Annotated in this window: 19 protein-coding genes; 9 read left to right on the forward strand and 10 right to left on the reverse strand. The window is 73.5% G+C overall.

Annotated features, from left to right (window positions below; translation table 11 throughout):
* Nucleotides 1–215: 215 nt before the first annotated feature.
* On the forward strand, nucleotides 216–908 hold the full coding sequence (locus ACQVFL_RS22460) for a Crp/Fnr family transcriptional regulator (protein ID WP_013735136.1): 693 nt from the start codon (nucleotides 216–218) through the stop codon (nucleotides 906–908).
* 78 nt (nucleotides 909–986) lie between these two features.
* On the opposite strand, the gene ACQVFL_RS22465 is transcribed toward ACQVFL_RS22460, so the two are convergent.
* Nucleotides 987–1,184, reverse strand: a complete 198-nt coding sequence (locus ACQVFL_RS22465; protein ID WP_236146062.1) for a hypothetical protein — start codon at nucleotides 1,182–1,184, stop codon at nucleotides 987–989.
* A 179-nt stretch (nucleotides 1,185–1,363) separates the two neighbouring features.
* On the opposite strand from ACQVFL_RS22465, the gene ACQVFL_RS22470 reads away from it, so the two are divergent.
* The gene (locus ACQVFL_RS22470; protein WP_396693125.1) at nucleotides 1,364–4,930 is read left to right on the forward strand and encodes an ATP-binding protein; all 3,567 of its coding nucleotides are present in this window, start codon (nucleotides 1,364–1,366) and stop codon (nucleotides 4,928–4,930) included.
* Between the two features lie 19 nt (nucleotides 4,931–4,949).
* Here the strand turns inward: ACQVFL_RS22470 and ACQVFL_RS22475 are convergent, their stop codons facing one another.
* On the reverse strand, nucleotides 4,950–5,654 hold the full coding sequence (locus ACQVFL_RS22475) for a lysophospholipid acyltransferase family protein (protein WP_396693127.1): 705 nt from the start codon (nucleotides 5,652–5,654) through the stop codon (nucleotides 4,950–4,952).
* A 328-nt stretch (nucleotides 5,655–5,982) separates the two neighbouring features.
* Here ACQVFL_RS22475 and ACQVFL_RS22480 point away from each other — a divergent pair, with 328 nt between their 5' ends.
* Together ACQVFL_RS22480 and ACQVFL_RS22485 are read left to right on the forward strand one after the other, a co-directional pair.
* Nucleotides 5,983–6,831 (forward strand): DUF308 domain-containing protein, encoded by an 849-nt coding sequence (locus ACQVFL_RS22480; RefSeq protein WP_396693129.1) that lies wholly within the window; start codon nucleotides 5,983–5,985, stop codon nucleotides 6,829–6,831.
* A gap of 186 nt (nucleotides 6,832–7,017) precedes the next feature.
* Nucleotides 7,018–8,433 carry a trehalose-6-phosphate synthase gene (locus ACQVFL_RS22485; RefSeq protein WP_396693131.1) on the forward strand — a complete coding sequence of 472 codons (1,416 nt, stop codon included), beginning with the start codon at nucleotides 7,018–7,020 and terminating at the stop codon, nucleotides 8,431–8,433.
* 51 nt (nucleotides 8,434–8,484) lie between these two features.
* Here the strand turns inward: ACQVFL_RS22485 and ACQVFL_RS22490 are convergent, their stop codons facing one another.
* From ACQVFL_RS22490 to ACQVFL_RS22515, 6 genes are all read right to left on the reverse strand, one after another.
* Entirely contained in the window at nucleotides 8,485–9,288 is an 804-nt protein-coding gene (locus tag ACQVFL_RS22490) for an alpha/beta hydrolase (RefSeq protein ID WP_396693520.1), read from the reverse strand.
* 103 nt (nucleotides 9,289–9,391) lie between these two features.
* Nucleotides 9,392–10,801 (reverse strand): flavin-containing monooxygenase, encoded by a 1,410-nt coding sequence (locus ACQVFL_RS22495; protein ID WP_431727532.1) that lies wholly within the window; start codon nucleotides 10,799–10,801, stop codon nucleotides 9,392–9,394.
* Between the two features lie 91 nt (nucleotides 10,802–10,892).
* Nucleotides 10,893–11,597, reverse strand: a complete 705-nt coding sequence (locus tag ACQVFL_RS22500; RefSeq protein ID WP_396693135.1) for an endonuclease/exonuclease/phosphatase family protein — start codon at nucleotides 11,595–11,597, stop codon at nucleotides 10,893–10,895.
* A 1-nt stretch (nucleotide 11,598) separates the two neighbouring features.
* On the reverse strand, nucleotides 11,599–12,546 hold the full coding sequence (locus tag ACQVFL_RS22505) for an ROK family glucokinase (RefSeq protein ID WP_396693137.1): 948 nt from the start codon (nucleotides 12,544–12,546) through the stop codon (nucleotides 11,599–11,601).
* Between the two features lie 68 nt (nucleotides 12,547–12,614).
* The gene (locus ACQVFL_RS22510) at nucleotides 12,615–13,376 is read right to left on the reverse strand and encodes a hypothetical protein (RefSeq protein ID WP_396693139.1); all 762 of its coding nucleotides are present in this window, start codon (nucleotides 13,374–13,376) and stop codon (nucleotides 12,615–12,617) included.
* A gap of 40 nt (nucleotides 13,377–13,416) precedes the next feature.
* The gene (locus tag ACQVFL_RS22515; RefSeq protein ID WP_396693141.1) at nucleotides 13,417–13,872 is read right to left on the reverse strand and encodes an SRPBCC family protein; all 456 of its coding nucleotides are present in this window, start codon (nucleotides 13,870–13,872) and stop codon (nucleotides 13,417–13,419) included.
* 137 nt (nucleotides 13,873–14,009) lie between these two features.
* Between ACQVFL_RS22515 and ACQVFL_RS22520 the strand changes: the two genes are divergently transcribed.
* The 5 genes from ACQVFL_RS22520 to ACQVFL_RS22540 all read left to right on the forward strand — a co-directional run bounded on the left by ACQVFL_RS22520 (nucleotide 14,010) and on the right by ACQVFL_RS22540 (nucleotide 20,928).
* Complete coding sequence (locus ACQVFL_RS22520) at nucleotides 14,010–15,809, forward strand: AMP-dependent synthetase/ligase (RefSeq protein WP_431727533.1); 1,800 nt, start codon at nucleotides 14,010–14,012, stop codon at nucleotides 15,807–15,809.
* A 14-nt stretch (nucleotides 15,810–15,823) separates the two neighbouring features.
* The gene (locus ACQVFL_RS22525) at nucleotides 15,824–17,518 is read left to right on the forward strand and encodes a histidine kinase (protein ID WP_431727534.1); all 1,695 of its coding nucleotides are present in this window, start codon (nucleotides 15,824–15,826) and stop codon (nucleotides 17,516–17,518) included.
* A 7-nt stretch (nucleotides 17,519–17,525) separates the two neighbouring features.
* A complete protein-coding gene (locus tag ACQVFL_RS22530; RefSeq protein WP_088972416.1) occupies nucleotides 17,526–18,194 on the forward strand; it encodes a response regulator transcription factor in 669 nt (222 codons plus the stop codon).
* A 189-nt stretch (nucleotides 18,195–18,383) separates the two neighbouring features.
* Nucleotides 18,384–19,193, forward strand: coding sequence for an SAM-dependent methyltransferase (locus ACQVFL_RS22535; protein ID WP_396693147.1), 810 nt, complete (start codon nucleotides 18,384–18,386; stop codon nucleotides 19,191–19,193).
* A 79-nt stretch (nucleotides 19,194–19,272) separates the two neighbouring features.
* Entirely contained in the window at nucleotides 19,273–20,928 is a 1,656-nt protein-coding gene (locus ACQVFL_RS22540; protein ID WP_396693522.1) for a putative bifunctional diguanylate cyclase/phosphodiesterase, read from the forward strand.
* A gap of 77 nt (nucleotides 20,929–21,005) precedes the next feature.
* Here ACQVFL_RS22540 and ACQVFL_RS22545 read toward each other — a convergent pair whose 3' ends face one another.
* Together ACQVFL_RS22545 and ACQVFL_RS22550 are read right to left on the reverse strand one after the other, a co-directional pair.
* Nucleotides 21,006–22,130, reverse strand: a complete 1,125-nt coding sequence (locus tag ACQVFL_RS22545; protein WP_431727535.1) for a glycosyltransferase family 4 protein — start codon at nucleotides 22,128–22,130, stop codon at nucleotides 21,006–21,008.
* Nucleotides 22,127–23,386, reverse strand: coding sequence for a M48 family metallopeptidase (locus ACQVFL_RS22550; protein WP_431727536.1), 1,260 nt, complete (start codon nucleotides 23,384–23,386; stop codon nucleotides 22,127–22,129). The genes ACQVFL_RS22545 and ACQVFL_RS22550 overlap by 4 nt, the downstream gene beginning before the upstream one ends.
* Between the last annotated feature and the right edge of the window lie 124 nt (nucleotides 23,387–23,510).

Raw genomic sequence — 23,510 nt, forward strand, 5'->3', positions numbered from 1 at the left:
CACCCCGGGAGCGTTTCCAATCGTCCGGATTGGGAGAGCTCGCAGCTCGAAGCTGTCACGGAAGTGATTTGAGGGGTGTACAGCAAGCGACCGGACCGTCATGATCTGATGTGTTACCGCTGCCGGACGCCGTACGGGTGTCAGACCACCTCGTCAGGGGCCGCCAGGCTCACCCGGTGAGCGAGTTGGGTCCTTTACCGGGGAGGGGTGGGGCCGTGGAGATGCGCCTGCCGGAGCCGGGCGACGCGCTCACGGGTGTGGAGATGTTCGCCGGGCTGGAGCCGGAGGTGCGTCAGCGGGTCATCGCCGCGGCCGTGCCCCGGACGTACCGCAAGGGTCAGTTGCTGTTCGTGGAGAACGACCCCGGCGAGTCACTGATCGTGCTGCGGCGGGGTGCCGTGGCCGTGTTCCGCACCGCGCCGACCGGCGAACGGGCCGTGCTGTCGGTGATCCGACCGCCGGACGTCCTCGGTGAGGTCTCGTTGCTGGACGCCTCCACGAGGTCCGCCTCGGCGGAGGCGATCGAGGACTGCACCGCCCTGGCCCTGTCCCGGGGCGCCTTCATGGAGCTGGTGCACTCCAACCCGCGGATCCTGGACGCGGTGATGCGTTCACTGGGCGCGCTGATCCGTCGGCTCACCGAGCAGAACGCCGACCACGTCTTCCTCGACCTGCCGGGTCGGGTCGCCAAGACGCTGGTCCGGCTCGCCGGGGAGAGTCAGGCCCCGATGATCACCATCGAGCTGAACCAGAGCCAGCTCGCCGAGATGGCCGGCGGCTCGCGACAGAGCGTCAACCAGGCGATCGGGTCGTTCGCCAACCGGGGTTGGCTGCGGACCGAGGGGCGGCGGATCGTCGTCACCGACGTACCGGCCCTGCGTCGCCGGGCGGGCATGAGCGACCGCTGACCCACCGCGACGAACGGGCACGACGAACGGGCGGGGCCGGGGACGATCGTCCCCGGCCCCGCCCGCGTACCGTCCAGGTCAGGGCTTGGTGCTGCCCGGGCCGGCCCAGTCCGTACCGCCCGGACCGGCCCAGTCGGTGCCGTCCTTGCCCGAGCCCGGCACCTCACCGACGATGCCCTGGGCCTGCAGGAGCGCGAGCGTGGCGGCGTCCACGTCCACCGAGTCACCGGCGGGGTGGGTGACTCCGTTACCGTCGGTCCAGTCACTCTTCAACATGACGTACACCATGAGGCTGTCCCCCTGATCAGCGTGTCAACGAATCGGCTGCCTGAATCTAGCCGTTCGGTACACGTCGGACCGCCCGGAGGAGTGTCCACAAGCCAACAGCCCGGTACCCGACAATCCGCCGGGCAGCAATACTCGGACCTGCGCCCCCGGGCGTCGGGGGCTCGCCAGTGGAGGGTGTCATCGCCGCACAGTGTGATCGCTGTGGACGCACCGCCGCCGACGGCGACCGCTTCTGCGGTGGCTGCGGTGCGGAGCTCGGCGCCGTCTGCCCGCACTGCCTGAACCCGCTCGCCGCCGACGTGGCCTTCTGCACCTCCTGTGGCACGCCCCGGGCCGGCAGCGACCGTCACGCGGCGATCCCCCAGGAGGACCGACGTCGGGTCAGCGTCCTCTTCGTCGACCTGATCGACTTCACGCCGTACGTCGAACGGGCCGACCCGGAGCTGGTCCGGGGCATGCAGACCGGCTTCTTCTCCGCCGCCCGCCGGGTGGTCGGGCAGTACGGCGGGGTGGTGGAGAAGTACATCGGCGACGCGGTGATGGCGTTGTTCGGCGCGCCGGTGGCCACCGAGACCGACGCGCTGCGCTGCGTCCGCGCCGGTCTGGAGCTGCAACGGGTGCTGACCCGCTTCACCCCCACCGGCACCGACGGGCTGCGCTTCCGGGTCGGCGTGGCGACCGGCGAGGCGCTGGTGGACGTGGCCGCGGCCCGCGACGGCGGACAGGCGATCGTGGCCGGCGACGTGGTGAACACCGCCTCCCGGTTGCAGTCGGTGGCCCCGCCCGGCGGGGTGCTGGTGGACGGCACCACGCACGCGCTCACCCGGGACACCATCCGCTACGACGAGCAGCCGCCGGTCACCCTGCGCGGCCGGTCCGCGCCGACGGAGGTGTGGCTGGCGCTGTCCGCGGTACGCCAGCAGGCCACCGACCGGGAGCCGGACACCACGCCGCTGATCGACCGCGAGCACGAGCTGGGCATGCTGGTCAACGCGCTGCACCGCAGCCTGCGCGACCGCCGCCCGCAGGTGGTCACCGTCTTCGGCCGGGCCGGGATCGGCAAGAGCCGGCTGGTACGCGAACTGCACCGGCACACCGGCCGGCTGGTGGACGAGCCGTTGACCTGGCGGATCGGGCGCTGCCCGCCGTTCGGGGAGAACGTCACGTTCGCCGCGCTGGCTGACATCGTCAAGGCCGAGGCGGGCATCCTGGACACCGATCCGGCCACCAGCGCGGCGCAGCGGCTCACCGGGGCGGTCGCCGAACTGGTCGGCCCCGGCGAACGCGACCGGGTCGCCGACGCGCTGCGCCCGCTGGTCGGGCTGGCCGGTACGCCGCTGCCGGCCGAGGAGGCCGAGTCGGCCTGGCGGCGGTTCCTGCTGGCCCTGGCCACGCGCCGACCGACCGTGCTGGTCTTCGAGGACCTGCACTGGGCCGACGACGCCATGCTGCGCTTCGTGGAACTGCTCGGCGCGGCGGCCCGGGACGTGCCGCTGCTGCTGCTCTGCACCGCCCGTCCCGAGCTGGTCGACCGCGACCCGAGCTGGGCCGGGACGATCACCGGCTCGGTGACCATCACCCTGCCGCCGCTGCGGGACACCGGCATCGCCGCGTTGTACGCGCACATGTTCGGTCAGGCCGCCTTCTCGGCCGACCTGCTCACCCCGCTGATCGAGGTGGCCGGCGGCAACCCGCTCTACGCGCACGAGTACGTCCGGATGCTGATCGAGCAGGGCGCGTTGCGGCAGTCGGGGCGCGGCTGGTCGCTGGAGAAGCACCTGGACCTGCCGATGCCGGAGAGCGTGCACGCGGTCATCGCCAACCGGGTGGACCTGCTCGACCCGAAGGACCGGGCGGTGCTGCTGGCCGCGGCCGTGGTCGGCGTGCAGTTCTGGCCCGGCGCGGTGGCCGCCGCCGTCGGGCAGCCGGTGGAGGCGGTCGAGCGCGCGTTGCGCCGGTTGGAGCAGCGTGACTTCGTGCACGAGCAGGCCGCGTCCACGATGGCCGGCCAGCCGGAGTACCGCTTCCGGCACGTACTGGTCCGCGACGTGTGCTATCAGCGGCTGCCGCGTACCGAGCGGGTGGCCCGGCACGACCGGACGGCCGACTGGCTGGACACGCTGTCGCAGAGCCGGGACACCGACCTGGCCGAGGTGCTGGCCCACCACCGCTGGGCGGCGCACGAGATCGCCCGGTCACTGGACCTGGAGACCCGCCGCTACGCCGGTCCGGCCCGGGCCGCGCTGCACCGGGCGGCCCGCCGGGCGTACGCGTTGCACGGGTTGGACGCCGCCGCCAGCCACGCGGCCCGCGCACTCGGTCTCGCCGACGACTCCGATCCGGTGGGCCGGCTGCAACTGGAGCTGCTCAGCACCGAGATCTCGTTCTACCGGGACGGCAACGCGTTCCTCTCCGGCGGCGGGCCGGAGCAGGTGCAGACGCTTGCCGACCGGTTGCTGGCCTGCGGCGACGAGGCGTGCGCGGCGCGGGCCTGGACGCTGCTCGGCCAGGCGGCCTGGCTGCGGGCCGACCGGCCGGCGGCGCTGGTCTGCCTGGACCGGGCGGTCCGGCTGTTCGAGCCGCTGCCGGACAGCGCCCAGAAGGCCGACGCCTTCGCCGAGCTGGGTCGGCTGCACATGCTCAACTACGAGCGCGATCCGGCGGTGGCGGCGGCGGCCACCGCCGCCGAGATCGGCGAGCGGCTCGGGTTGGCCGAGATCCGCACCAACGCGCGGATCACCGCGGCCACCGCCCGGTACCAGGCCGGTGACCGGGCCGGCCTGGACGAGTTGCACGCCCTGGTCGAGTTCAGCCGGGCCGGTCAGCTCCTGGCGCTGCCCCGGGCCACCCAGAACCTCGCGTACGCGGTCCGTGAGGAGGGCGACTGGCTGCGCTCGGACGCGCTGCTCTCGGCGGCACCGGCCCGCACCGCCAGCGGGCAGACGCTGACCACCAGCTACTCGGGCGAGGCGATGCGGGCCTGGTTCGAGGGGGACTTCCCGCGCCTGCTCACCGCCGCCGAGGCCTTCGTCGACACCCCCACCGGCAGTTGGGACATGCAGGTACGCGGACTGCGTTCCTGCCTGCTGGTGCTGCGGGGCCAGCCGGTGCCGCCGGCCGCCGGGCCACCCCGGCAGACGACGGACGCGCAGACGCCCGGCGACGACGTGGCCGCCGCGCTGGAGACCGCCCGGCGCAGCGGCTTCCACCGGCTGCACTGGACGATGGTGGCGATGGCCGCGCTGTGCCGGGCGTTGCAGGAGCGCACCGAGGAGGCCGCCGCGCTCGTCGACGAGTTGGCCGAGGCGTGGACGACGGTGCCCGCGCTGGCCAGCGGCGAGTGGATCGCCGCCGTCGGCTGGGCGGCCACCCTGGCCGGACGCAAGCCGGCGGCCCGGGTCCGCGCCATGCTGGATCAGGTGGGGCACCGTACGCCCTGGTCGGAGGCGGCGTTGCGGACCGTGACCGGCGCACTGGCCGGTGCCGACGGCGACCATCGGCGCGCGGCCGAGTTGCACCTGGCCGCCGCCGAGATCTACGCCGGGATCCCCGACGTGACCGACCGGATGTTGGCGCTGACGTTCGCGGTGCGGGAGCTGGCCTCGGCGGACGACCCGGCGGCGAGCAGCGGGCCGCTGACCGAGGTACGCGCGTTCGCGCACCGCAACGGCGCGCCCGGTCTGCTCCGCCTGGCCCACCCGGCGGGGTCGGGCGCCCGGACGCTGGCCTCCTGACCGTCGCCCCGGGGTCGACTCAGGCGGCGACCGGGGCGGCCGGTGCGGGGGTGGGCGCGGTCTTGAGCTTCTGCGCGTACACGTCGACGTACTCGCGGCCGGAGAGCTCCATCAGCTCGTACATGATCTCGTCGGTGACGGCGCGCTCGACGAAGCGGTCACCGGACATGCCGGCGTACCGGGAGAAGTCCAGCGGCGGGCCGAAGCGGATCCGCACCCGCGCGAGCTTCGGGACGATCGTGCCCGGCGGCTGGATCTCGTCCAGGTTGAGCATCACCACCGGCACCACCGGCGCGCCGCTCTCCAGCGCCAGCCGGGCCACGCCGGTCTTGCCCCGGTAGAGCCGCCCGTCGGGTGACCGGGTGCCCTCCGGGTAGATGCCCGCGATGCCACCGGCGCGCAGCACAGTGAGCTGGGTGTCCAGCGCGGCGCGGGCGGCCTGGCCGCCGGAGCGGTCGACCGGGATGGTGCCGGTGCCGACGAAGAACATCTTCGTCAGCCGGCCCTTGAGGCCCGTGCCGGTGAAGTACTCGGCCTTGGCCACGAAGGTGACCTTCCGCGGCACGATCAGCGGTGTGAAGATCGAGTCGGAGAAGGAGAGGTGGTTGCTGGCCAGGATCACCGGGCCGGTCGCCGGTACGTGGTGCAGGCCCTCCACCTGCGGCCGGAAGACGACTCTCAACAGCGGGCCGAGGAACACGTACTTCAAGAGCCAGTACAGCACCGGCGTCCTTTCGCGAGGCGGTCGTCGCGACGGCACGGCCGCGTGGCAGGAAGCCTACGAAGCTCCACCGTCCGCCACAACGTCCGAGCGGGCCGACCCGCCCACCGGCGGAGCGTGGTCGCGGCCGTGTCCCCTGGCACGCTCCGAGCAAGAACGGACATAGAGGCACGGCCACGACCAGCGGCACGGACACCGACTTCGTACCCCACGCCACAAGGCACTCCCCGAACCGACCCCGGACGTGTCACGATTCAGAGCACGGCGTGCGGGGGCGCGCCGAGGGGCTGGACGCGGGGCGCGCCGGCGGCGCGATGAGGAGGATGGTCCGGTGTCAGCGGGTGGGGCCCGCCGGGGACGGCGGGACAACGGGCTCGACGCCAGCGAGTACGCCATCGCCGGCGACGTGGACCCGCGCGTCGGTGAGCACCTGCTCGACGTGCTGGCCGCCGGCGGCATCGCCGCCTATCTGCAACCCTCCGCCGACCTGAACCCGGTCACCCGCACCACCACGGTCCCGGCCCGGCCGGTCGACCGGCTCTACGTCGACCGCTCGCACCTGAGCACCGCTCGGGACTATCTCAGTCAGCTCGCCGACGAGTCCGGCCCGCCCCGCGCCGAGGAACCGGACATCGACGCCGAGTGGGAACGCATCGTCGCCGGCTTCCACGACTCGCCCGGCAGCGGGGACCGCCCGTGGCCCGCCGCGGAGAACGTCGACGACCAGGCCGACGGCGGCAGCAGCACGATCACCACCCCCCGGCCGACGCCCGAGGAGCCGACCGGCCCGACCGCCACCGACGTACGCCGGTTGCCCTACGCCGCCGACGTCTCCGGCGTCTCGGTGGGACGCGGTCCCCGCGACGGCGACGGCCCGTCGCTGCTGGAGGGCCTGGACACCTTCGGTGCGGACCTGCCGGACAACCCCGACGACGACGAACGGTACGTCCCGCCGCCGCCCCCACCCCTGCCCCGGGTGTCGAAGTACGCCATGGCGGGCGTCCTCGCCGTGGTGCTCGGCTTCGTGTTGTTCCTCTTCCCGGACCTGCTCCCCGCCGACCCGAGCATCGTGACGCTGCTCGGCTTCACCGGCATCCTGGCCGGGTTCGTCACGCTGGTCTGGCGGCTGCGGCCCGGCGACGCCGAGGACCGGGGGCCGGACGACGGCGCGGTGGTCTGAGCCGATCGTCGCCCACCGCGTACGGTAGCCGCCCGGATACCGGGACGCGGACCGCCCACGCCAGGGGACGTAACAGTGGTGTAACTTACTGTCAGTAGGAATACCGCAGTACGTCACGTCACCCGCCGACTGCCCGGTTGTTCCTTTCTCGTGGCGGTCACTCCCCTGCTGATCGGAATGCCCGAGATGCGACAGAGTTCTCTCGTGGTGGTGGCCAACCGCCTCCCCATCGACGACAACGTGGCGCTCGACGGCGCCTGTGAGTGGCGCCGCAGCCCAGGCGGGCTGGTGAGTGCGCTACACCCGTTGCTACGACACACCCCGGCGACCTGGGTCGGCTGGGCGGGCGGGACCGGTCCCGCGCCCAGCCTGCCGGACGTCGACGGAGTGCGGATGCACGCCGTGCCGCTCAGCGGCGAGGACCTACGCGACCACTACGAGGGGTTCGCCAACGCGACGCTCTGGCCGATCTACCACGACGCGGTCGAGCAGCCGGAGCACCACCGGCGCTGGTGGGACGCGTACCAGCGGGTCAACCAGCGGTTCGCGGAGGCCACCGCCGAGGTCGCCGAGACCGGCGCGGTGGTCTGGGTGCAGGACTACCACCTGCAACTGGTGCCGGGGCTGCTCCGCACGCTCCGGCCCGACCTGCGCATCGGCTTCTTCCTACACGTGCCGTTCCCGCCGCCGGAGCTGTTCATGCAGCTCCCCCGCCGTGCCGAGCTGCTGCACGGCATGCTCGGCGCCGACCTGGTCGGCTTCCAGCGGGCCCAGGCCGCGCACAACTTCGCCCAACTGGTCTCCAAGGTGCTGGGCCTGCCGGCCACCGACCGGCGCATCGCGGTCGAGGACCGGGTCGTGCGCATCGGCGCGTTCCCGGTCTCCATCGACACCGCCGAGATGGCCGCGCTGGCCGGTCGACCGACCGTGGCGGAGCGGGCGCGGCGGCTGCGACAGGACCTCGGCGGCCCGGACCACGTGATCCTCAGCGTCGACCGGATGGACTACACCAAGGGCATCGAGCAGCGACTCAAGGCGTACAGCGAGTTGCTGGCCGGTGGCCACGTCAAGGTCCGCGACACCGTGCTGGTGCAGGTCGCGGTGCCCAGCCGGGAGCGGGTCGGCCAGTACCAGATCCTCCGCGACCGGGTCGAACGCGAGGTCGGCCGGATCAACGGCGAGTTCGGCCGGGTCGGCGAGCCGGCGATCCACTACCTGACCCAGCCGTTCGACCGGGCCGAACTGGCCGCGCTCTACCGGGTCGCCGACGTGATGGCGGTGACCCCGCTGCGGGACGGGATGAACCTGGTCGCCAAGGAGTACGTCGCCGCCCGGGTGGACGACGCGGGCGCGCTGCTGCTCAGCGAGTTCGCCGGAGCAGCGGCCGAGCTTCCGCAGGCGTACCTGGTGAACCCGCACGACCTGGAGGGGCTCAAGCAGGGCCTGCTCGCGGCGCTGCGGGCCGACCCGGCGGACGTCCGGACCCGGATGCGGGCCATGCGCGAGCACCTGCACCAGCACGACATCCGGGCCTGGGCCCGGTCCTACCTCTCCACCCTGGACCAGAGCGGCGACCTGGTCACCCACCTCACCAGCGGCTGAGCCGGCCCGGCCCGGCCCGCGCGGACCGGTCCGGGCCGCACGGTCGCGTGTTCAGGGACGGACGTCGCGCGCCGGGCCCTTGTCCAGCCAGTCCAGGATCGCGTCGATCGGCTCCTGCCACCGCGCGTCGAGCATCAGGTCGTGCCCCATGCCGGGAAAGAGCAGCGGTGCCGAGTCGTAGCGGCGGGCCGCCCCGGTCAGCGCCGACGGCGGCACCACCCGGTCGTCCGGACTGCCCAGCACCAACATCGGCGGACGGCCCACCGGTGGCTCCGGCTCGGCCCCGGTCAGCAGCCGCCACTGCGCCCGCCGGGCCGCCCGCCCCAACCGGCCGGTGTGGCGGCGCGCGTCCGCCTCGGGCAGCTCACCGCTGAACAACTGGCGGCGGTTCAGGCGCAGTCCGCCGCCGAAGACCGCCGGCAGCGTGCCGAGCGGATTGCGCCGCAGCGCCGCACCGAACGTCGCCCATCCGCCGAGGACCGGCGCCACCAGCACCGCTGCCCGGGCCGGATACCGGGCCAGGGCGTGTGCGACCACCAGGGCCCCGGCGCCGTGCCCCACCAGCACCGCCTGACGCGGCAGGCCCGCCGCCACCTGCACCACGTCGTGGGCGTACGCGCGCAGCGTCGCGTCCGGCGCCGCACCACTGCCGCCGTGCCCGCGCAGGCTCACCGCGTACGCGGGGAAACCCCGCGCGGCGGCGTGCCCGAGCCAGTGTTCGGCGTACACCCAGGCACCGTGCCCGAAGCCGGGCACGAACAGCAGCGGTGGCCGCCCCTCCTCCAGCTCGGGCGTGGCGCTGAGCACCTCGCGGCGCACCGGACGGACCGGCCTCGCCCACTCCCACGCCCGCATCACCCGCACCCGGTCACTCACGACGCCGCCTCGCTTCGCTCCCCGGCGGCGCGAGGCACCCCCGCACTGAGCCCGATGGCTCGCTCACTCCGCTCACTCACGCTCACTTGGCCTCCAGGTCGCGCAGCGCGCGTTCCAGCACACGCAGGTAGTCGGCGTGGCCGACCTCGAACCAGTGCCGGGTCGAGTCCTTGACCTGACCCGAGTAGCGTTCACCGGCACCGGCCCGGACCCGTGCGGCGAACGCCGTCGCCCGGTCCGGCCGGGTGGTCCGCAGCCGCAGCAGCCGGGCGAAGAGCACCGCCTGCCAGTGCGACAGCGTGAACAACCCGGAGTCCGGTTGGACCAGCCCGGTCACCGCGAGGGTCGGATGCTCCGGCACGAAGGCGTGCAGCCACAACCGGGGACGGCCCACCCCCTCGTCGTCGCCGAGGACACCCGCGTCCAGGAACTCGAAGCGCGGAAGGTAGCCGGTGGCGAAGACGACCACCTCCGGGTCGATCTGCCGGCCGTCGGTCAGCTCCACCGAGTGCGCGTGGAACCGGGTCACGTCCGGCACCGGCGTGATCGCGCCGTGGCCGACGTAGTAGACGAGCTGGCTGTTGGCGATGGGGTGCGTCTCGTACACCCGGTGGTCGGGCCGGGGCAGGCCGAAACGGGTCAGGTCGCCGACGGTCAGCCGCAGCGTACGGTGATAGAGCCACTGCCGTACGCGCAGCGGCACCCGCAACGCCAGCAGCGTGTCGTTGACCTGGTCGGCGGGGCGACCGAAGACGTACTTCGGGGCGTACCAGTAGCCCCGACGGGTGGAGTGCCAGCAGCGTGCCGCCTGTTGCGCGGCCTCCACCGCGATGTCGCACCCGGTGTTGCCGGCGCCCACCACCAGCACCCGTTTTCCCCGCAACTGGGCCGGGTCCTTGTAGGACGAGGCGTGCATCACCTCGCCCCGGAACTGTTCCAGTCCCTCGTAGCGGGGCAGCTTCGGCGACCAGTTGTGTCCGTTGGCGATCACCACGGCGGCGTACCGGGAGGTGCGCTCCGGACCGTACCCGCCGGTGCTGCGCGTGGTGACGTCCCAGCGGTCGTCGCCGACCGGCTCGACCCGCACCACCTCGGTGCCGAACCAGATGTGCCGGCGCAGGTCGAAGTGGTCGGCGTACCGCTCGAAGTAGGACAGCACCTGGCTGTGGTGCGGGTAGTCGGGCCAGTCGTCGGGCATCGGGAAGTCGGGGAACTGGGTGAACGGTCGCGACGAGATCAGGTGCGTGCTGGCGTACACCGGGCTGCGGTCGTGCCGCCAGTTCCAGGCACCGCCGATGCCCGTCTCGCGTTCGTAGCAGTCGACACCGAAGCCGTGCTCGGCGAGGTTCTTGACGGCGGTCAGGCCGCTGGCGCCCGCGCCGATGACGCAGACGGTGTCGCCACGGTCGGAGACCGGACTACCGTCACGGCTGCGGGCGAGGGGGGTCGTCTCCGGTTCGGACCGACCGTGGTGCTCGGTGGGGGTGGGCACCGGGGTCTCCTTCGTCTCCGCACGGGTGCCGGGTCGCGCGAAATCCTCTCCACTACGGAGCGGGTTGTCCAGCCCGCCGGAGCGCCAACCGTCAGTCGGCGGCGGGTATCAGCAGGTCGACCAGGATCGGAAAATGATCGCTGGCGCGGCGGGTCAGCGGGGTGTCCAGCACGTCGTAGTCGACCACGGTGATCCGGGGGTCGACGAAGAGGGCGTCGATGCGCCGCCGGGGGTTCGCGCAGGAGTAGGTGAGCCGGTCGGCGCGGTCCGCGGCCACCGCCGTGTCGGTCAGCCCCTCCGCGACGGTCCGCCACGCCGGGTCGCCCGGCTCCTCGTTGAGGTCGGCGGCGGCGATCACCGGGTACGGCGCGGCGGTCAGGTCCCGCCGGAACAGCTCCGCCTGGCCGGGCCGCTCGGTCGGGTCGGTGGACAGGTGCGAGCCGGCCACGGTGAACCGGGCGGACCGGCCCACCACGCAGTCGGCGAACGCGGCGCCGCGCAGGTGCCGCCCGGGGGTGAGCGGGAACCGCCGGCACCGGGCGTCGGTCACCCGTACCCGCAGGTCGGTGAGGACCAGGTTGCCCAGGGCGGGCAGTCCACCGGCGGCGACCACCAGGCCGAACGACTCGGCCAGCGCGGCGGACTTCTCCCGCCACCGGAATCGACGCGGGCCCTCCTGGACCACCACCACGTCCGGTGCCGTGGTGCGGACCACCTCGGCCAGCGCGGCGGTGTCGTCGCGCTGGCCGTGCACGTTGTACGACACGACGCGCAGCGGCACGTCGGGAGTGCTCATCTCAGATCCGTCGGGCGAGGTCGGCCGCGCCGATGACGCCGGCGGAGTTGCCCAGTTCGGCGGGGCGGATGTCGGCCACCGGCAACCGGCTGCGCTGCGCCAGCGCATCGGTGAACGAGCGCCGGGTCGGGCCCATCAGCAGGTCACCGGCGTCGATGACGCCACCGCCGACGACCAGAACCTGCGGGTCGAGGATCTGCGCCATGTCCGCCAGGCTGGTGCCGAGCCAGCGCCCGACCTGGGCGAACGCCTCGGCGGACACCGGGTCACCGCCCTTGGCCGCGGCGGTCACCATCGGGCCGGTGATCGCCTCGGCCTCGCCGTCGGCGAGTTCCAGCAACGCGGTGGCGCGGTGCGGCTCCTGCCGGGCGGCGGCACGGGCGAAGCGGACCAGGGCGCTGCCGCTGGCGTACTGCTCGATGCAGCCCAGCCGCCCGCAGCCGCACTGGTGGCCGTCCGGCACGGTGAGCATGTGCCCGAGTTCGGCGGCGATGCCGTTGGCGCCCCGGACCAGCTCACCACCGAGCACGATGCCGCCGCCGACCCCGGTGCCGATGGTGAACATGACCATCGAGTCGTCGGCCTGTCGGGCGGCGCCGTAGCGGAACTCGGCCCAGGCGGCCACGTTCCCGTCGTTCTCGACGATCACCGGCAGCCCGACGGCGGCGCTGACGTACGCGCGCAGCGGCTCGTCGCGCCAGGCCAGGTTGGGGGCGAACAGGACGGTCGAACGGCCGGCGTCGATCCAGCCCGCCGCGCCGATGCCGACCGCCTGGATCTCGTGTCCGGAGGCGAGCTCGGTGACCAGTTCGATGATGACGTCCCGCGTCTTGCCGACGTCGTCGGCGGGGGTGTCCCGTCGGGTCTGCACGAGAACCCTGCCGGTGTCGTCGACGACACCGCCGGCCACCTTCGTGCCACCGACGTCGACTCCGATGGTCAGCGTCACCGCCGCCACTCCCCTCTGCTGTGCCGCCCCGCGCACCTGCCCTCGCCGGTGGTACGGGTCCTCCCTGGTCAGGCCCCGTCGCCTGGCTCGCCCTGCGGTCCGCCGGGCACGGCCTCCGCCTCCGCTGCGGGCTCGTCAGCCGGCGCGGGCGCGCCGTCGGGCACCCGCGAGGCGGGCACCACCGGGCGGTCGCCCGGCGTGCGGCGTGCGGTCGGCCCGACCGGCCCGGCGGCGTCGACGGGCGTGGCGACCGGTGCGGCGTCGTCCTCCGCCCGGGTGGCGGCGGACCAGACGTCCCGCTCCGGTGCCGGCTGAGAATCATGCCCGGTACGGGTGGCCTCGCGCCACACGTGGTCGCTGTCCGGGCTGCGCCCGCTGGGCGTGGACGGGCCGGCGGTGGGTGCCGAGGAGGCGGACGGGGCCCCGGCGTGGCCGGGATCGGACCGGGGCGGGGCGGTGGGGTCGGCGTGCGGTTCGGCCGGGGTGAAGGCCCGCAGGAAGCTGGCCAGACCGGCGGCGAGGTCGCCGGCACCGGTGGCGAGTCGTTCGGCGAACTCCGGACTCGGGTCGCGCAACGCGGCGATACCTCGACAGACCGGACAGACACAGCATTCTGCGGCACCGGTGGCGAAACCGGCGCCGGTGGATTCGGGGTGGCCGCCCCGGCCGCCGGGGGCGCCCTTGTGACCGAGGACACCTGTCACCATCCCACCGAGCGGGCCGAGGGGCCCGGCGCCGGGATCGGCGGCGGCCAGCCGTACGCCGGCCAGCAGAGTGGCGACCAGCCGCTCCGCCTCTTCCCGGGCCGTACCCGGATCTGTCGCACCCATGCTGGGCTCCTCTACCGTGGCGACCGGGTCGCCGGACGCGTCACTGCGCCGCACCGAGTGTTTCTACCCGGCGCTTGAGCTGCTTCAACGCTGCGTCCATGATCATCTTCTCGGCCTTGCGGCGGAACATCCCGAGCATCCCGACCGCGAGTTCCACCTCCAGCGTGTACGTCACGGTGGTGCCCCCGTCGGCGGCGGCGACCAGGTCGTACGAGCCGCGCTGGGACTTCTGCATCTTCGAGGGGGCCACCAGGTGCCACTCGATGTGCGACAGGTCCTCGGAGTAGCCGTACTCGAGCACGTACTCGTCGGCCATCACCCCGGCGTCGAGGACGAACCGGACCTGGCTGGCATAGCCGTCCTCGTACTCCTCGACGACCTCGGCCTGCCGCACCGCCTCGGCCCACTCGGGATAGCTCGGAAAGTCACAGATCACCGCCACCACCCGGTCCGGTGGCGCGCCGATGGTGATCGACTGGGTGGAGGAGTCCGCCATGGGGGGAGGCTACCCGTCCGTGCTGGGCCCCGCGCCGCGCCGCCCCACCTGCGATGTGCTCGTACGCCGGCCAGACGGTAGGTTTCACTCCAGCCGCTCGGGCGGCAGATCCGGCCAGCGAGCACGAGGGAGTGCAGGTGCGCGAGTTCTCCGTCCCGCCGATCGTCACGGTCGGCGATTCCGCCAACCTCACCGACCCGGTCTGGGGCAACGCCCAAGCCGCACCCGACTCGGTCCAGTTCGTCCGGCGCGACGCCTCCGGCGGGTGGGTCGACGTGACCTGCCGGCAGTTCCGCGACGAGGTGGTGGCGGTGGCCCGGGGCCTGGTCGCGGCCGGGGTCCAGCCCGGTGACCGGGTCGCGCTGATGAGCCGGACGCGGTACGAGTGGACCCTGGTCGACTACGCGATCTGGGCGGCCGGCGCGGTCACCGTGCCGATCTACGAGACCTCCAGCGCCGAGCAGGCCGCCTGGATCCTGGCCGACTCCGGTGCGGTCGGCGTCGTGGTGGAGACGACCGCGCACGCCACCCTGGTGGCCGGGGTCCGCGACGACCTGCCCGACCTGGCCCACCTCTGGCAGATCGACCTCGGCGGCGTGGACGACCTCGTCGCCGCGGGCGCGGCGGTGGAACCGACCGAGATCGACCAGCGACGCGCCGCCCTGCGCTCCTCGGACGTCGCCACCATCATCTACACCAGCGGCACCACCGGACGGCCCAAGGGCTGCGTGCTGACCCACCGCAACATGTACGCCGACATCGCCAACGCCGTCCCGGTGCTGCCGAACCTGTTCCGCCCGAACGCGTCGACCCTGCTGTTCCTGCCGCTGGCGCACTCCTTCGCCCGGCTCATCCAGATCGGCGTGGTGCACGCCCGGGTGACCATGGCGCACTGCGCCGACCCCAAGCACCTGGTCGCCGAGTTGCAGGAGGTCAAGCCGACCTTCGTGCTCTCCGTGCCCCGGGTCTTCGAGAAGGTCTACAACGGCGCGAAGCAGAAGGCCGAGGCCGCCGGCAAGGGCAAGATCTTCGCGCGGGCCGAGGCGGTCGCCATCGCGTACAGCGAGGCGCTGGAGACCTCGTCCGGACCGGGCCTGGGCCTGCGCGTGCAGCACGCGCTCTTCGACCGGCTGGTCTACGCCAAGCTGCGGGCCGCGCTGGGCGGCCGGTGTCGGGACGCGATCTCCGGCGGCGCGCCGCTCGGCGCACGCCTGGGGCACTTCTTCCGGGGCGTCGGGGTCACCGTCTGCGAGGGGTACGGCCTGACCGAGACCTCCCCCGCCGCCTCGGCGAACCTGCCGGACTTCACCCGCATCGGCACCGTCGGACGCCCGCTGCCCGGCGTGACCATCCGGATCGCCGACGACGGCGAGGTCCTCATCGCCGGTGACCTGGTGTTCCAGGGGTACTGGCACAACGACGCGGCCACCGCCGAGGCGATCAGCGCCGACGGCTGGTTCCACACCGGTGACCTCGGCTCGCTCGACGGCGACGGCTACCTGACCATCACCGGCCGGAAGAAGGAGATCATCGTGACGGCCGGCGGCAAGAACGTCGCCCCGGCCGTGCTGGAGGACCAGGTCCGGGCGCACCGCCTGGTCAGCCAGTGCCTGGTGGTGGGCGACCGGCAGCCGTTCATCGCCGCGCTGGTCACCCTCGACGAGGAGGCCCTGCCGGCCTGGCTGGAGTCGACCGGGCTGCCGGCCGGGACCGACGTCGAGTCGCTGCGCGAGAACGAGGCGTTGCGGGCGGAGATCCAGGCCGCGGTGGACAAGGCCAACCAGTCGGTCTCCAAGGCCGAGGCGATCAAGGTGTTCCGGATCCTGCCCCGCGACTTCACCGAGGCCACCGGCGAGTTGACCCCGTCGATGAAGGTCAAGCGTCAGGTCGTCCACAAGACGTACGCGGCGGAGATCGCCGACATCTACGGCGCCTGACTACGATCCGTCACGTGCCCGCCTCGACATCGGCCCTGGCCCGCTCCCACCCGCTCGCCGCGGCGGCGCGGGTGGTCGTACTCGCGCTGGTCGCCGTCCTCACCCTGCTCGCCACCCGCGACGTGGCACAACTGTGGTGGATCGCCCTGCTCGCGGTCGCCGGGGTGCCCGCACTGCTGGCGCCCCAGCACCGCCTGGTCGGGCCGCTGAGCCGGGTGGCCGAGGTGATGGTGCTCGGTCTGGCCGCGAGCCAGGTCGCCGCGGTCGCCACCGTCGGCGGTCACGTCGGCGGGCTGGGTGCCTCGGCGGTACTGCCCTACCTGGCCGTGCCGGTCACCGTGACCGCGCTGCGCCGACGTTTCCGCGAGGGCGCCACGCTGATCGCCGTCGTCGCCGGGACCCTGCTGGTCGCCGGGGCACTGACCGAGGTCGGCGGGGTACGCCAACTCAGCCAGCCCGGTTACCTGGCGGTCTGCGCCCAGTGGCTGATCCTGGCCGCCCTCGGCCTGTACGCGGCCAGCACCCTGCACCGGGTGATGCAGGTCCGGCAGGAGGGCAAACCGCAGCCGTACGCCGAGGCGACCCGCCTGCTCACCCAGCTCCGTACGGTGGCCCGGCAGTTGCCCGGGGCGACCCTCGACCCGGGCGGCATCTCCGAGCACCTGCTGGAGGAGTTGCGCACGGTGGCCCGCACCGACCGGGGTGCGGTGCTCTCCGCCAGCGGCGGCGGGCGGCTGGTGGTGCTCGCCCAGATCGGCGCCGACCGGGTCGACTGGGAGACGACGCTCGACGCCGACTCGGCCATCGCCGACGCCTGGGCCAGCCAGCAGCCGCAGACCGCGGCCCGTTCGCAGTCCCGCACGCACCGGGGCAACGACGTCTCCGCGCTGATCGTGCCGCTGGTCGCCGGGCTGCGTACGGTCGGGCTGGTGGTGTTGGAGGCCGATGCCGGGCAGGCGTACCCGCCGACGGTGGTGTCCCAGGTGACCGCGCTGACCGGACCGGCGGCGCTGCGCCTGGAAGCGGCGCTGCTCTTCGACGAGGTCCGCTCGCTGGCCACCAACGAGGAACGGCAGCGACTGGCCCGGGAGATCCACGACGGGGTGGCGCAGGAACTCGTGATGGTCGGCTACGGCATCGACAACGCCCTGGCCACCGTGCACGACGACGCCGAGGAGACCGCCGACGCGCTGCGGACGCTGCGCCAGGAGGTCACCCGGGTGATCACCGAGCTGCGACTGAGCCTGTTCGAGCTGCGCAGCGAGGTGGACCGGCACGGTGGCCTGGCCGCCGCCATCGCCGAGTACGCCCGGACCGTCGGTGCCTCCGGCGGGCTGCGGGTGCACCTGTCGCTGGACGAGTCCACCGCGCGGCTGCCCGCCGCCACCGAGGCGGAGCTGCTGCGCATCGCCCAGGAGGCGGTCACCAACGCGCGCAAGCACGCCGGAGCGTCCAATCTCTGGGTCACCTGCGAGGTGGATCCGCCGTACGCGCAGATCGAAGTGTCGGATGACGGTCACGGCATAGGTGACCAGCGCTCGGACGGGCACTATGGTCTTGCGATCATGGCCGAGAGAGCGGAACGTATCCGAGGCCGGTTGGAGATCAGGCCGCGACAGCCGAGCGGGACGACCGTAGCGGTGGTGGTCGGTTCGTCGCCCCGGCGCGATAACGTTCGCGGTAGCGCCGCAGCAGCAGAAGGGGAGTAACCCGAGGATGACCACAAGCCCGACACCGGCCACTCGTACCAAGGTCCTCCTTGTCGACGATCACGACTTGATCCGCAAGGGCCTGCGCCACGCCTTCGAGCGTGACCGGCAGTTCGAGGTCGTCGGCGAGGCGGCGACGGCGGCCGAGGGCGTGCGGCAGGCCGGTGCGTTGCAGCCGGACGTGGTGATCATGGATCTGCGGCTACCCGACGGCAGCGGCCTGGAGGCCACCCGCGCGCTGCGCAAGTCCAGCGCCACCATGGGCATCGTGGTGCTCACCATGTACGCGGGCGACGACCAGCTCTTCGGTGCCCTGGAGGCCGGGGCCAGCGCGTTCGTGCCGAAGACCGCGCCCGCCGACGAGGTGGTGGCCGCCGCCCGGCACGCCGCCTCCTCGCCCAGCGCCTTCACCGCCGCCGACCTGGCCGAGGCGATGAAGCGGCGGCTCGCCCCGTCCGGTCCGCAGCTCTCCCCCCGCGAGGGTCAGGTGCTGCGCCTGCTCGCCGACGGGATGAGCGTCGCCGGCATCGCCAAGCAGCTCTTCGTCAGCGAGTCCACCGCCAAGACCCACATCTCCAAGCTGTATGAGAAGCTGGGCGCGGCCAACCGGGCCCAGGCGCTGATGACCGCGCTGCGGCTCGGCCTGCTCGAAGCGCCGGACGCGCCGAAGTTCTGACCCACCCGTCGCGACACCCGGCGTCGAGGCACGTCCTCGCCGCCGGGGCGGTGGGTCTCCGCACCGGCGGGAAAACGCATCTCCGCACGTCAATGACTTCTCCGTGATCGCGCTATGGCCTCCTGCGCCCAGGCGGGGCAGAATACCGGCCGGGGCGGGTTCGCCCCGGCTGGCGCGAAGGGGTGTGGCATGCAGCGGCCGGACTGGTCACCCGAGACGATCGACGTCGAACGACCCAGCGTCGCCCGCATGTACGACTACTATCTCGGCGGCTCGCACAACTTCGCCGCCGACCGGGCGGCGGCCCGGTCGATGATGGCGCTGGTGCCGGAGGCACCGCTGATGGCCCAGGCCAACCGCGCGTTCCTGCGCCGCGCCGTGCAGTACCTCACCGCCGCCGGAGTGCGGCAGTTCCTGGACATCGGGTCGGGCATCCCGACCGTCGGCAACGTGCACGAGATCGCCCAGCGGCACGCCCCCGACTCCCGGGTGGTCTACGTCGACGTCGACCCGGTGGCGGTGGCGCACAGCCGGGAGATCCTGGCCGACGCCGAACGGGCCACCGTGGTCCAGGAGGACTTCCGCCATCCCGAGCGGATCCTCGCCCATCCCGACGTCAACGCCCTGCTCGACCTCTCCCAGCCGGTCGCCGTGCTGGTCGTCGCGGTGCTGCACTTCGTGCCGGACGACGACCGCCCGGCCGACGTGCTGCGGACGCTGCGCGATGCGCTGGCGCCCGGCAGCCACCTGGTGCTCTCGCAGGCCAGTGACGACGGTCGCGACGAGGCCCAGCGGGCCGAGGCCGAGGAGGTCTACCAGCGCACCGACAGCCCGCTGTGGGTGCGCAGCAGGGCCGAGCTGACCGCGTTCTTCGACGGCTTCGAGCTGGTCGAGCCCGGGGTGGTGTGGGTGCCGCAGTGGCGTCCGGAGACTCCGGAGAGCGCCGAGAACGCCGAGCAGGCGGTATTCCTGGGCGGGGTCGGGCGGCTCGGTGGTTGAGCCCCCGGACGGCCGGTCCTGCGCCGGCACGTTCGCCCGCGCCTGGGCCAAGGCGGTCTCCGGGACCAGCTACCTGCCGATGCCGCACGCGCAGTTGGAGCTGCTGTTGCAGCGGCTCACCGACCAGCTCGCGGAGGCGCTCCGGGCGGAGCCGCTCGATCTGCGGGTGGGCCACCGGGTCGCCAACGAGTTGGTCGCCGCGCACATCGCCTCCGCCGAGGCGCTCGGCCGGACCGTCGAGGTGATCCAACTCCGGCTGGTCCGCGACCTCGACCTGGTCGCCGACGACATCGAGGACCGGATGGCCCGGCTGCTGGCCGCGATCGCCACCGGCTACGCCCGGGCCCTGCACGACCGGACGCTCGACGAGCAGGAGTCGATCCGCCGGGCCGCGCTGACCGCCCGGGTCGACGCGGAGCGGGCGTTGCGGGCCAGCGAGGCCCGGTTCCGTCACCAGGCCACCCACGACCCGCTGACCGGTCTGCCGAACCGCACGCTGTTCGCCGAGCGGCTCGTCGCCGCGCTCGACGGCACGATCGGTGCCGGGCGGCGGGTCGGGCTGTGCTTCCTCGACCTGGACCGCTTCAAGCGGGTCAACGACTCGTACGGCCACTCGGTCGGCGACCGGGCCCTGGTGGCGGCGGCCCGGCGGCTGTCCCGGGCGGTGGAGCCGCACCTGGTGGCCCGACTCGGCGGCGACGCGTTCGTGGTCCTGGTGGAGCGGTCCACCGGCACCGGTGACGTGGTCGCGGTCGCCGAGGCGGCGCTCTCCGCGCTCTCCGAGCCGGTGGTGGTCGGCGGGCACGACGTGACGGTCACCGCCAGCGTCGGGATCGTGGAACGGCGGGCCGCCGACACCTCCCCCGACGATCTGCTGCGCGCCGCCGGCAGCACGCTGCACTGGGCCAAGACCGCCGGTGGCGGTGGTTGGGCGCTGTACGACGTCGAACGCGACAGCCGCGAGCAGGCCCGCCAGGCGTTGAGCGCGGCGATCCCCGCCGGCCTGGAACGCGGCGAGTTCTACCTCGACTACCAGCCGTTGACGTCGCTGCACGACGGCTCGGTGCTCGGTGTGGAGGCGCTGGTGCGCTGGCGTCACCCGGACCTGGGAGTGCTGCGGCCGAACAGCTTCATCGGGCTGGCCGAGGAGACCGGGCTGATCGTGCCGTTGGGTGCCTGGGTCCTCGCCGAGGCGTGCCGGGAGGCGGTCGGCTGGACCGCCGCCACCGGCGAACCGCCGTACGTCAGCGTGAACCTCGCGGTACGCCAGGTCCGCCGGCCCGGCCTGGTGGAGGAGGTACGCGCCCTGCTGCGGCGGACCGGCCTACCGCCGCAGCGGCTGCAACTGGAGATCACCGAGAGCACCATGATGAGCAGCGCCGAGGAGCCGGTGCGCGCCCTGCGTACCCTGGCCGACCTGGGCGTACGCATCGCCATCGACGACTTCGGGACCGGCTACAGCAACCTGGCGTACCTGCGTGACCTGCCGGTGACGGAGTTGAAGGTGGCCGGTGAGTTCGTCCGTGGGCTGCGCTCCCCGGGCGACCGGGCCAACGAGCGCATCCTCGCCTCGCTGGTCTCGTTGGCGCACGCGCTGGACCTGACGGTGACCGCCGAGGGGGTGGAGACCGTCGGGCAGGCCGAGCGGCTGCGCGCGATCGGTTGCGACGCCGGCCAGGGCTGGCACTTCGGCCGTCCGGCCCCCGCCGAGGACATCCACGCCCTCATCCGCTGACGTCGAGAGGTAAGGAAGGGTCCCCTGCTATACACCAGGCGTTAGCAGGGGACCCTTCCTTACCTCTGCCCCTGCGGTCAGCCGGTGAGCAGGTCGGACAGCCGTCGGGCCTGGGTCTGCCAGCGCCACTCCTGCTCCACCCAGGCACGACCGGCCGCCCCGAACTGGCGGGCCAGGTCCCGGTCGGTGAGCAGGGTGACCAGCCGGTCGGTCAGCGCGGCGACGTCGCGCCCGTCGACCACGTAGCCGGTCTCCCCCTCACGGACCGCGTCGGGCGCGCCGCCGGAGTCGCCGGCCACCACCGGCAGTCCGGCCGCCGACGCCTCCAGGTAGACGATGCCGAGGCCCTCGACGTCCAGTCCCCGGTTGCGGGTGCGGCAGGGCATCGCGTAGACGTCACCGGCCGCGTAGTGCGCCGGCAGCTCGGCCGCCGGGATCGAACCGGTGAACACCACGTCCCGCTCCACCCCGGCCTGGCGGGCCAGCCGGGCCAGCGTCGCCCGGTACGGGCCGCCGCCGACCACCAGCAGCGCGGCGTCGGGCACCCGGCGGCGGACCAGCGGCAGTGCCCGGATCAGCATGTCCTGCCCCTTGCGCGGCACCAGCCGGGACACGCAGACCACCACCGGCCGGTCGGACAGCCCCAACCGGTGCCGTACCCCGCTGCCGTCCACCGACGGGTGGTAGAAGTCCACGTCCACCCCGGGCGCGAGCCGCCGCAGGTCGGTCAGCCCGTCCAACGCCCGCGCCAACCGGGTGCGGGTGTACTCGCCCAGGTACGTCACCACGTCGGCCCCACGGCCGATGCGCCGCAGCGCCGTCCGGGCGATCGGCAGCGCCGCCCAGCCCACCTCGTGCCCGTGGGTGAGGGCGACCACCCGCCGTACGCCGGCCCGCCGCCGCAGCCCGTCCGCGAGCAGACCGAGCGGGGCAGCCGCGCCGAACCAGATCGTGTCGCAGTCGTACGCGCGGGCGAGCCGGGCCGCCCGTCGGGCGATCAGCGGGGTGGGCAGCAGCACCCGGGTGCGTTCGCGCACCACCTCGTACGGCTGGTCGGCGTCGAACTTGTCGGCGTCGTGCCAACTGGACGCGTAGACCACCACCGAGCCGGCGGGCTGGTGCACCGCGAGGTTGTGCACGAAGGACTGGATCCCACCCGGTCGGGGCGGAAAGTCGTTCGTGATCAACAACGTGCGGCTCATCGGCCGGCCTCTCGGGCGTAGGCGCGGGCGGCGGCGATCCGCTCCACGGTGGACGGGTGCGTGGCGGAGTAGAGGTACTCCCCGCGGGGCGGGTCCGGGTCGCCGAGGTTGACCGAGGAGATCCGGCGCTGCATCGCCTCGAAGGCGGCCGGGTCGCCGGTCAGCGCCAGCGCGTGCGCGTCGGCACGCGCCTCCAGCCGCCGTGACATCAGCGCCTGCACCGGCGTGGACACCAGCCCGGCCACCGTGACCAGAGCCAGCAGCAGCGCGAACGCGCGGGGCTGGGCGATCGAGTCGACCCCGGCCATGCGTAGCAGCGGCGGCCAGGAACCGATCAGGTAGAGCGCCACCACGGCCGCCGCCGCGCCCAGCGCGCCGGTGAGGGTGAAGATCGGTACGTCCCGGTCGCGCGCGTGGCCCAGCTCGTGCGCCACGACGGCCTTCACCTCGGTCGGGGTCGCCTCCCGCAGCAGGGTGTCGTAGACCACCACCCGCCGGGTCGGGCCGAGCCCGGAGACGTACGCGTTGACCGCGCGGGTGCGCCGGGACGCGTCGGCCACCAGCACGTCGCGCACCGGTACGCCGTCGCGGGCGGCCATGTCCATCAGCTCGGTCCGCAACGGGCCCGGTTCCATCGGGCTGAACCGGTTGAACACCGGCTCGACGAGCACCGGCAGCACGAAGGAGAGCAGCACCACCAGGGTCGCCGCGCCGGCCGCGCCGAACGCCCACCACCAGCGGGGCGCCAGCCGGATCACGGTGTAGAAGCCGAGCAGGGCCACCGCGCCGATCACCGCGCTGACCGCGTACGACTTGAGCAGGTCCACCGTCCAGCCGCCCCACCCGTTGGTGGCCAGCCCGTAGCGAGTGAGCACGCTGTGCCGCCAGGCGGAGAAGGGCAGCGTCAGCAGGTCGGCGACGAGCACCACGGCCAGCCCGCCGAGGATCGCCTGGGCGATCCAGTGCCCGCCGAACGGGCGCCCGGCCAGCTCGACCAGGCGGCTGCCCAGCGGGGTCAGCCCGAGCGCCAGCGCCACCAGCAGGCCGATGCCCAACGCGGCCCAGCCGCCGGGGCGCAGCGCCGCCCGGAACTCCCGGGCCCGCTCGACCTGCTCGGTGGGCAGGTCACGCAACGCCGCGAGCTGGTCGGCGCGGGGTGCCGGCGGGCGCTGCCACGGGACCAGCACCAACGCGGCCAGCACCACGGCGAGGCCGAGGAGGGCCAGGGTGAGTACCGCCCAGCCGCGCGGGCTCACCGCGGCACCCCGCCGTCGCCACGGACGGCACCGGGCCCGACGCCCGCGGTGCGCCTCATCTCGCCGTTCCTCCTCGCCATGGGCGCTCATCCTATTGCCCGCCGCGACCGGGGCCACGCCCCGT

This window comes from Verrucosispora sp. TAA-831, from assembly GCF_050780145.1.
In the GTDB taxonomy this organism is placed as follows: Bacteria; Actinomycetota; Actinomycetes; order Mycobacteriales; family Micromonosporaceae; genus Micromonospora.

Bases quoted from the DNA above. Each gene is read 5' to 3' on its own strand.
- ACQVFL_RS22515 (WP_396693141.1), bottom strand. From the start codon at position 13,872: ATGGCGGACTCCTCCACCCAGTCGATCACCATCGGCGCGCCACCGGAC.
- ACQVFL_RS22535 (WP_396693147.1), top strand. From the start codon at position 18,384: ATGCAGCGGCCGGACTGGTCACCCGAGACGATCGACGTCGAACGACCC.
- ACQVFL_RS22540 (WP_396693522.1), top strand. From the start codon at position 19,273: ATGCCGCACGCGCAGTTGGAGCTGCTGTTGCAGCGGCTCACCGACCAG.
- ACQVFL_RS22510 (WP_396693139.1), bottom strand. From the start codon at position 13,376: ATGGGTGCGACAGATCCGGGTACGGCCCGGGAAGAGGCGGAGCGGCTG.
- ACQVFL_RS22485 (WP_396693131.1), top strand. From the start codon at position 7,018: ATGCGACAGAGTTCTCTCGTGGTGGTGGCCAACCGCCTCCCCATCGAC.
- ACQVFL_RS22545 (WP_431727535.1), bottom strand. From the start codon at position 22,130: ATGAGCCGCACGTTGTTGATCACGAACGACTTTCCGCCCCGACCGGGT.
- ACQVFL_RS22465 (WP_236146062.1), bottom strand. From the start codon at position 1,184: ATGTTGAAGAGTGACTGGACCGACGGTAACGGAGTCACCCACCCCGCC.
- ACQVFL_RS22530 (WP_088972416.1), top strand. From the start codon at position 17,526: ATGACCACAAGCCCGACACCGGCCACTCGTACCAAGGTCCTCCTTGTC.
- ACQVFL_RS22500 (WP_396693135.1), bottom strand. From the start codon at position 11,597: ATGAGCACTCCCGACGTGCCGCTGCGCGTCGTGTCGTACAACGTGCAC.
- ACQVFL_RS22490 (WP_396693520.1), bottom strand. From the start codon at position 9,288: ATGCGGGCGTGGGAGTGGGCGAGGCCGGTCCGTCCGGTGCGCCGCGAG.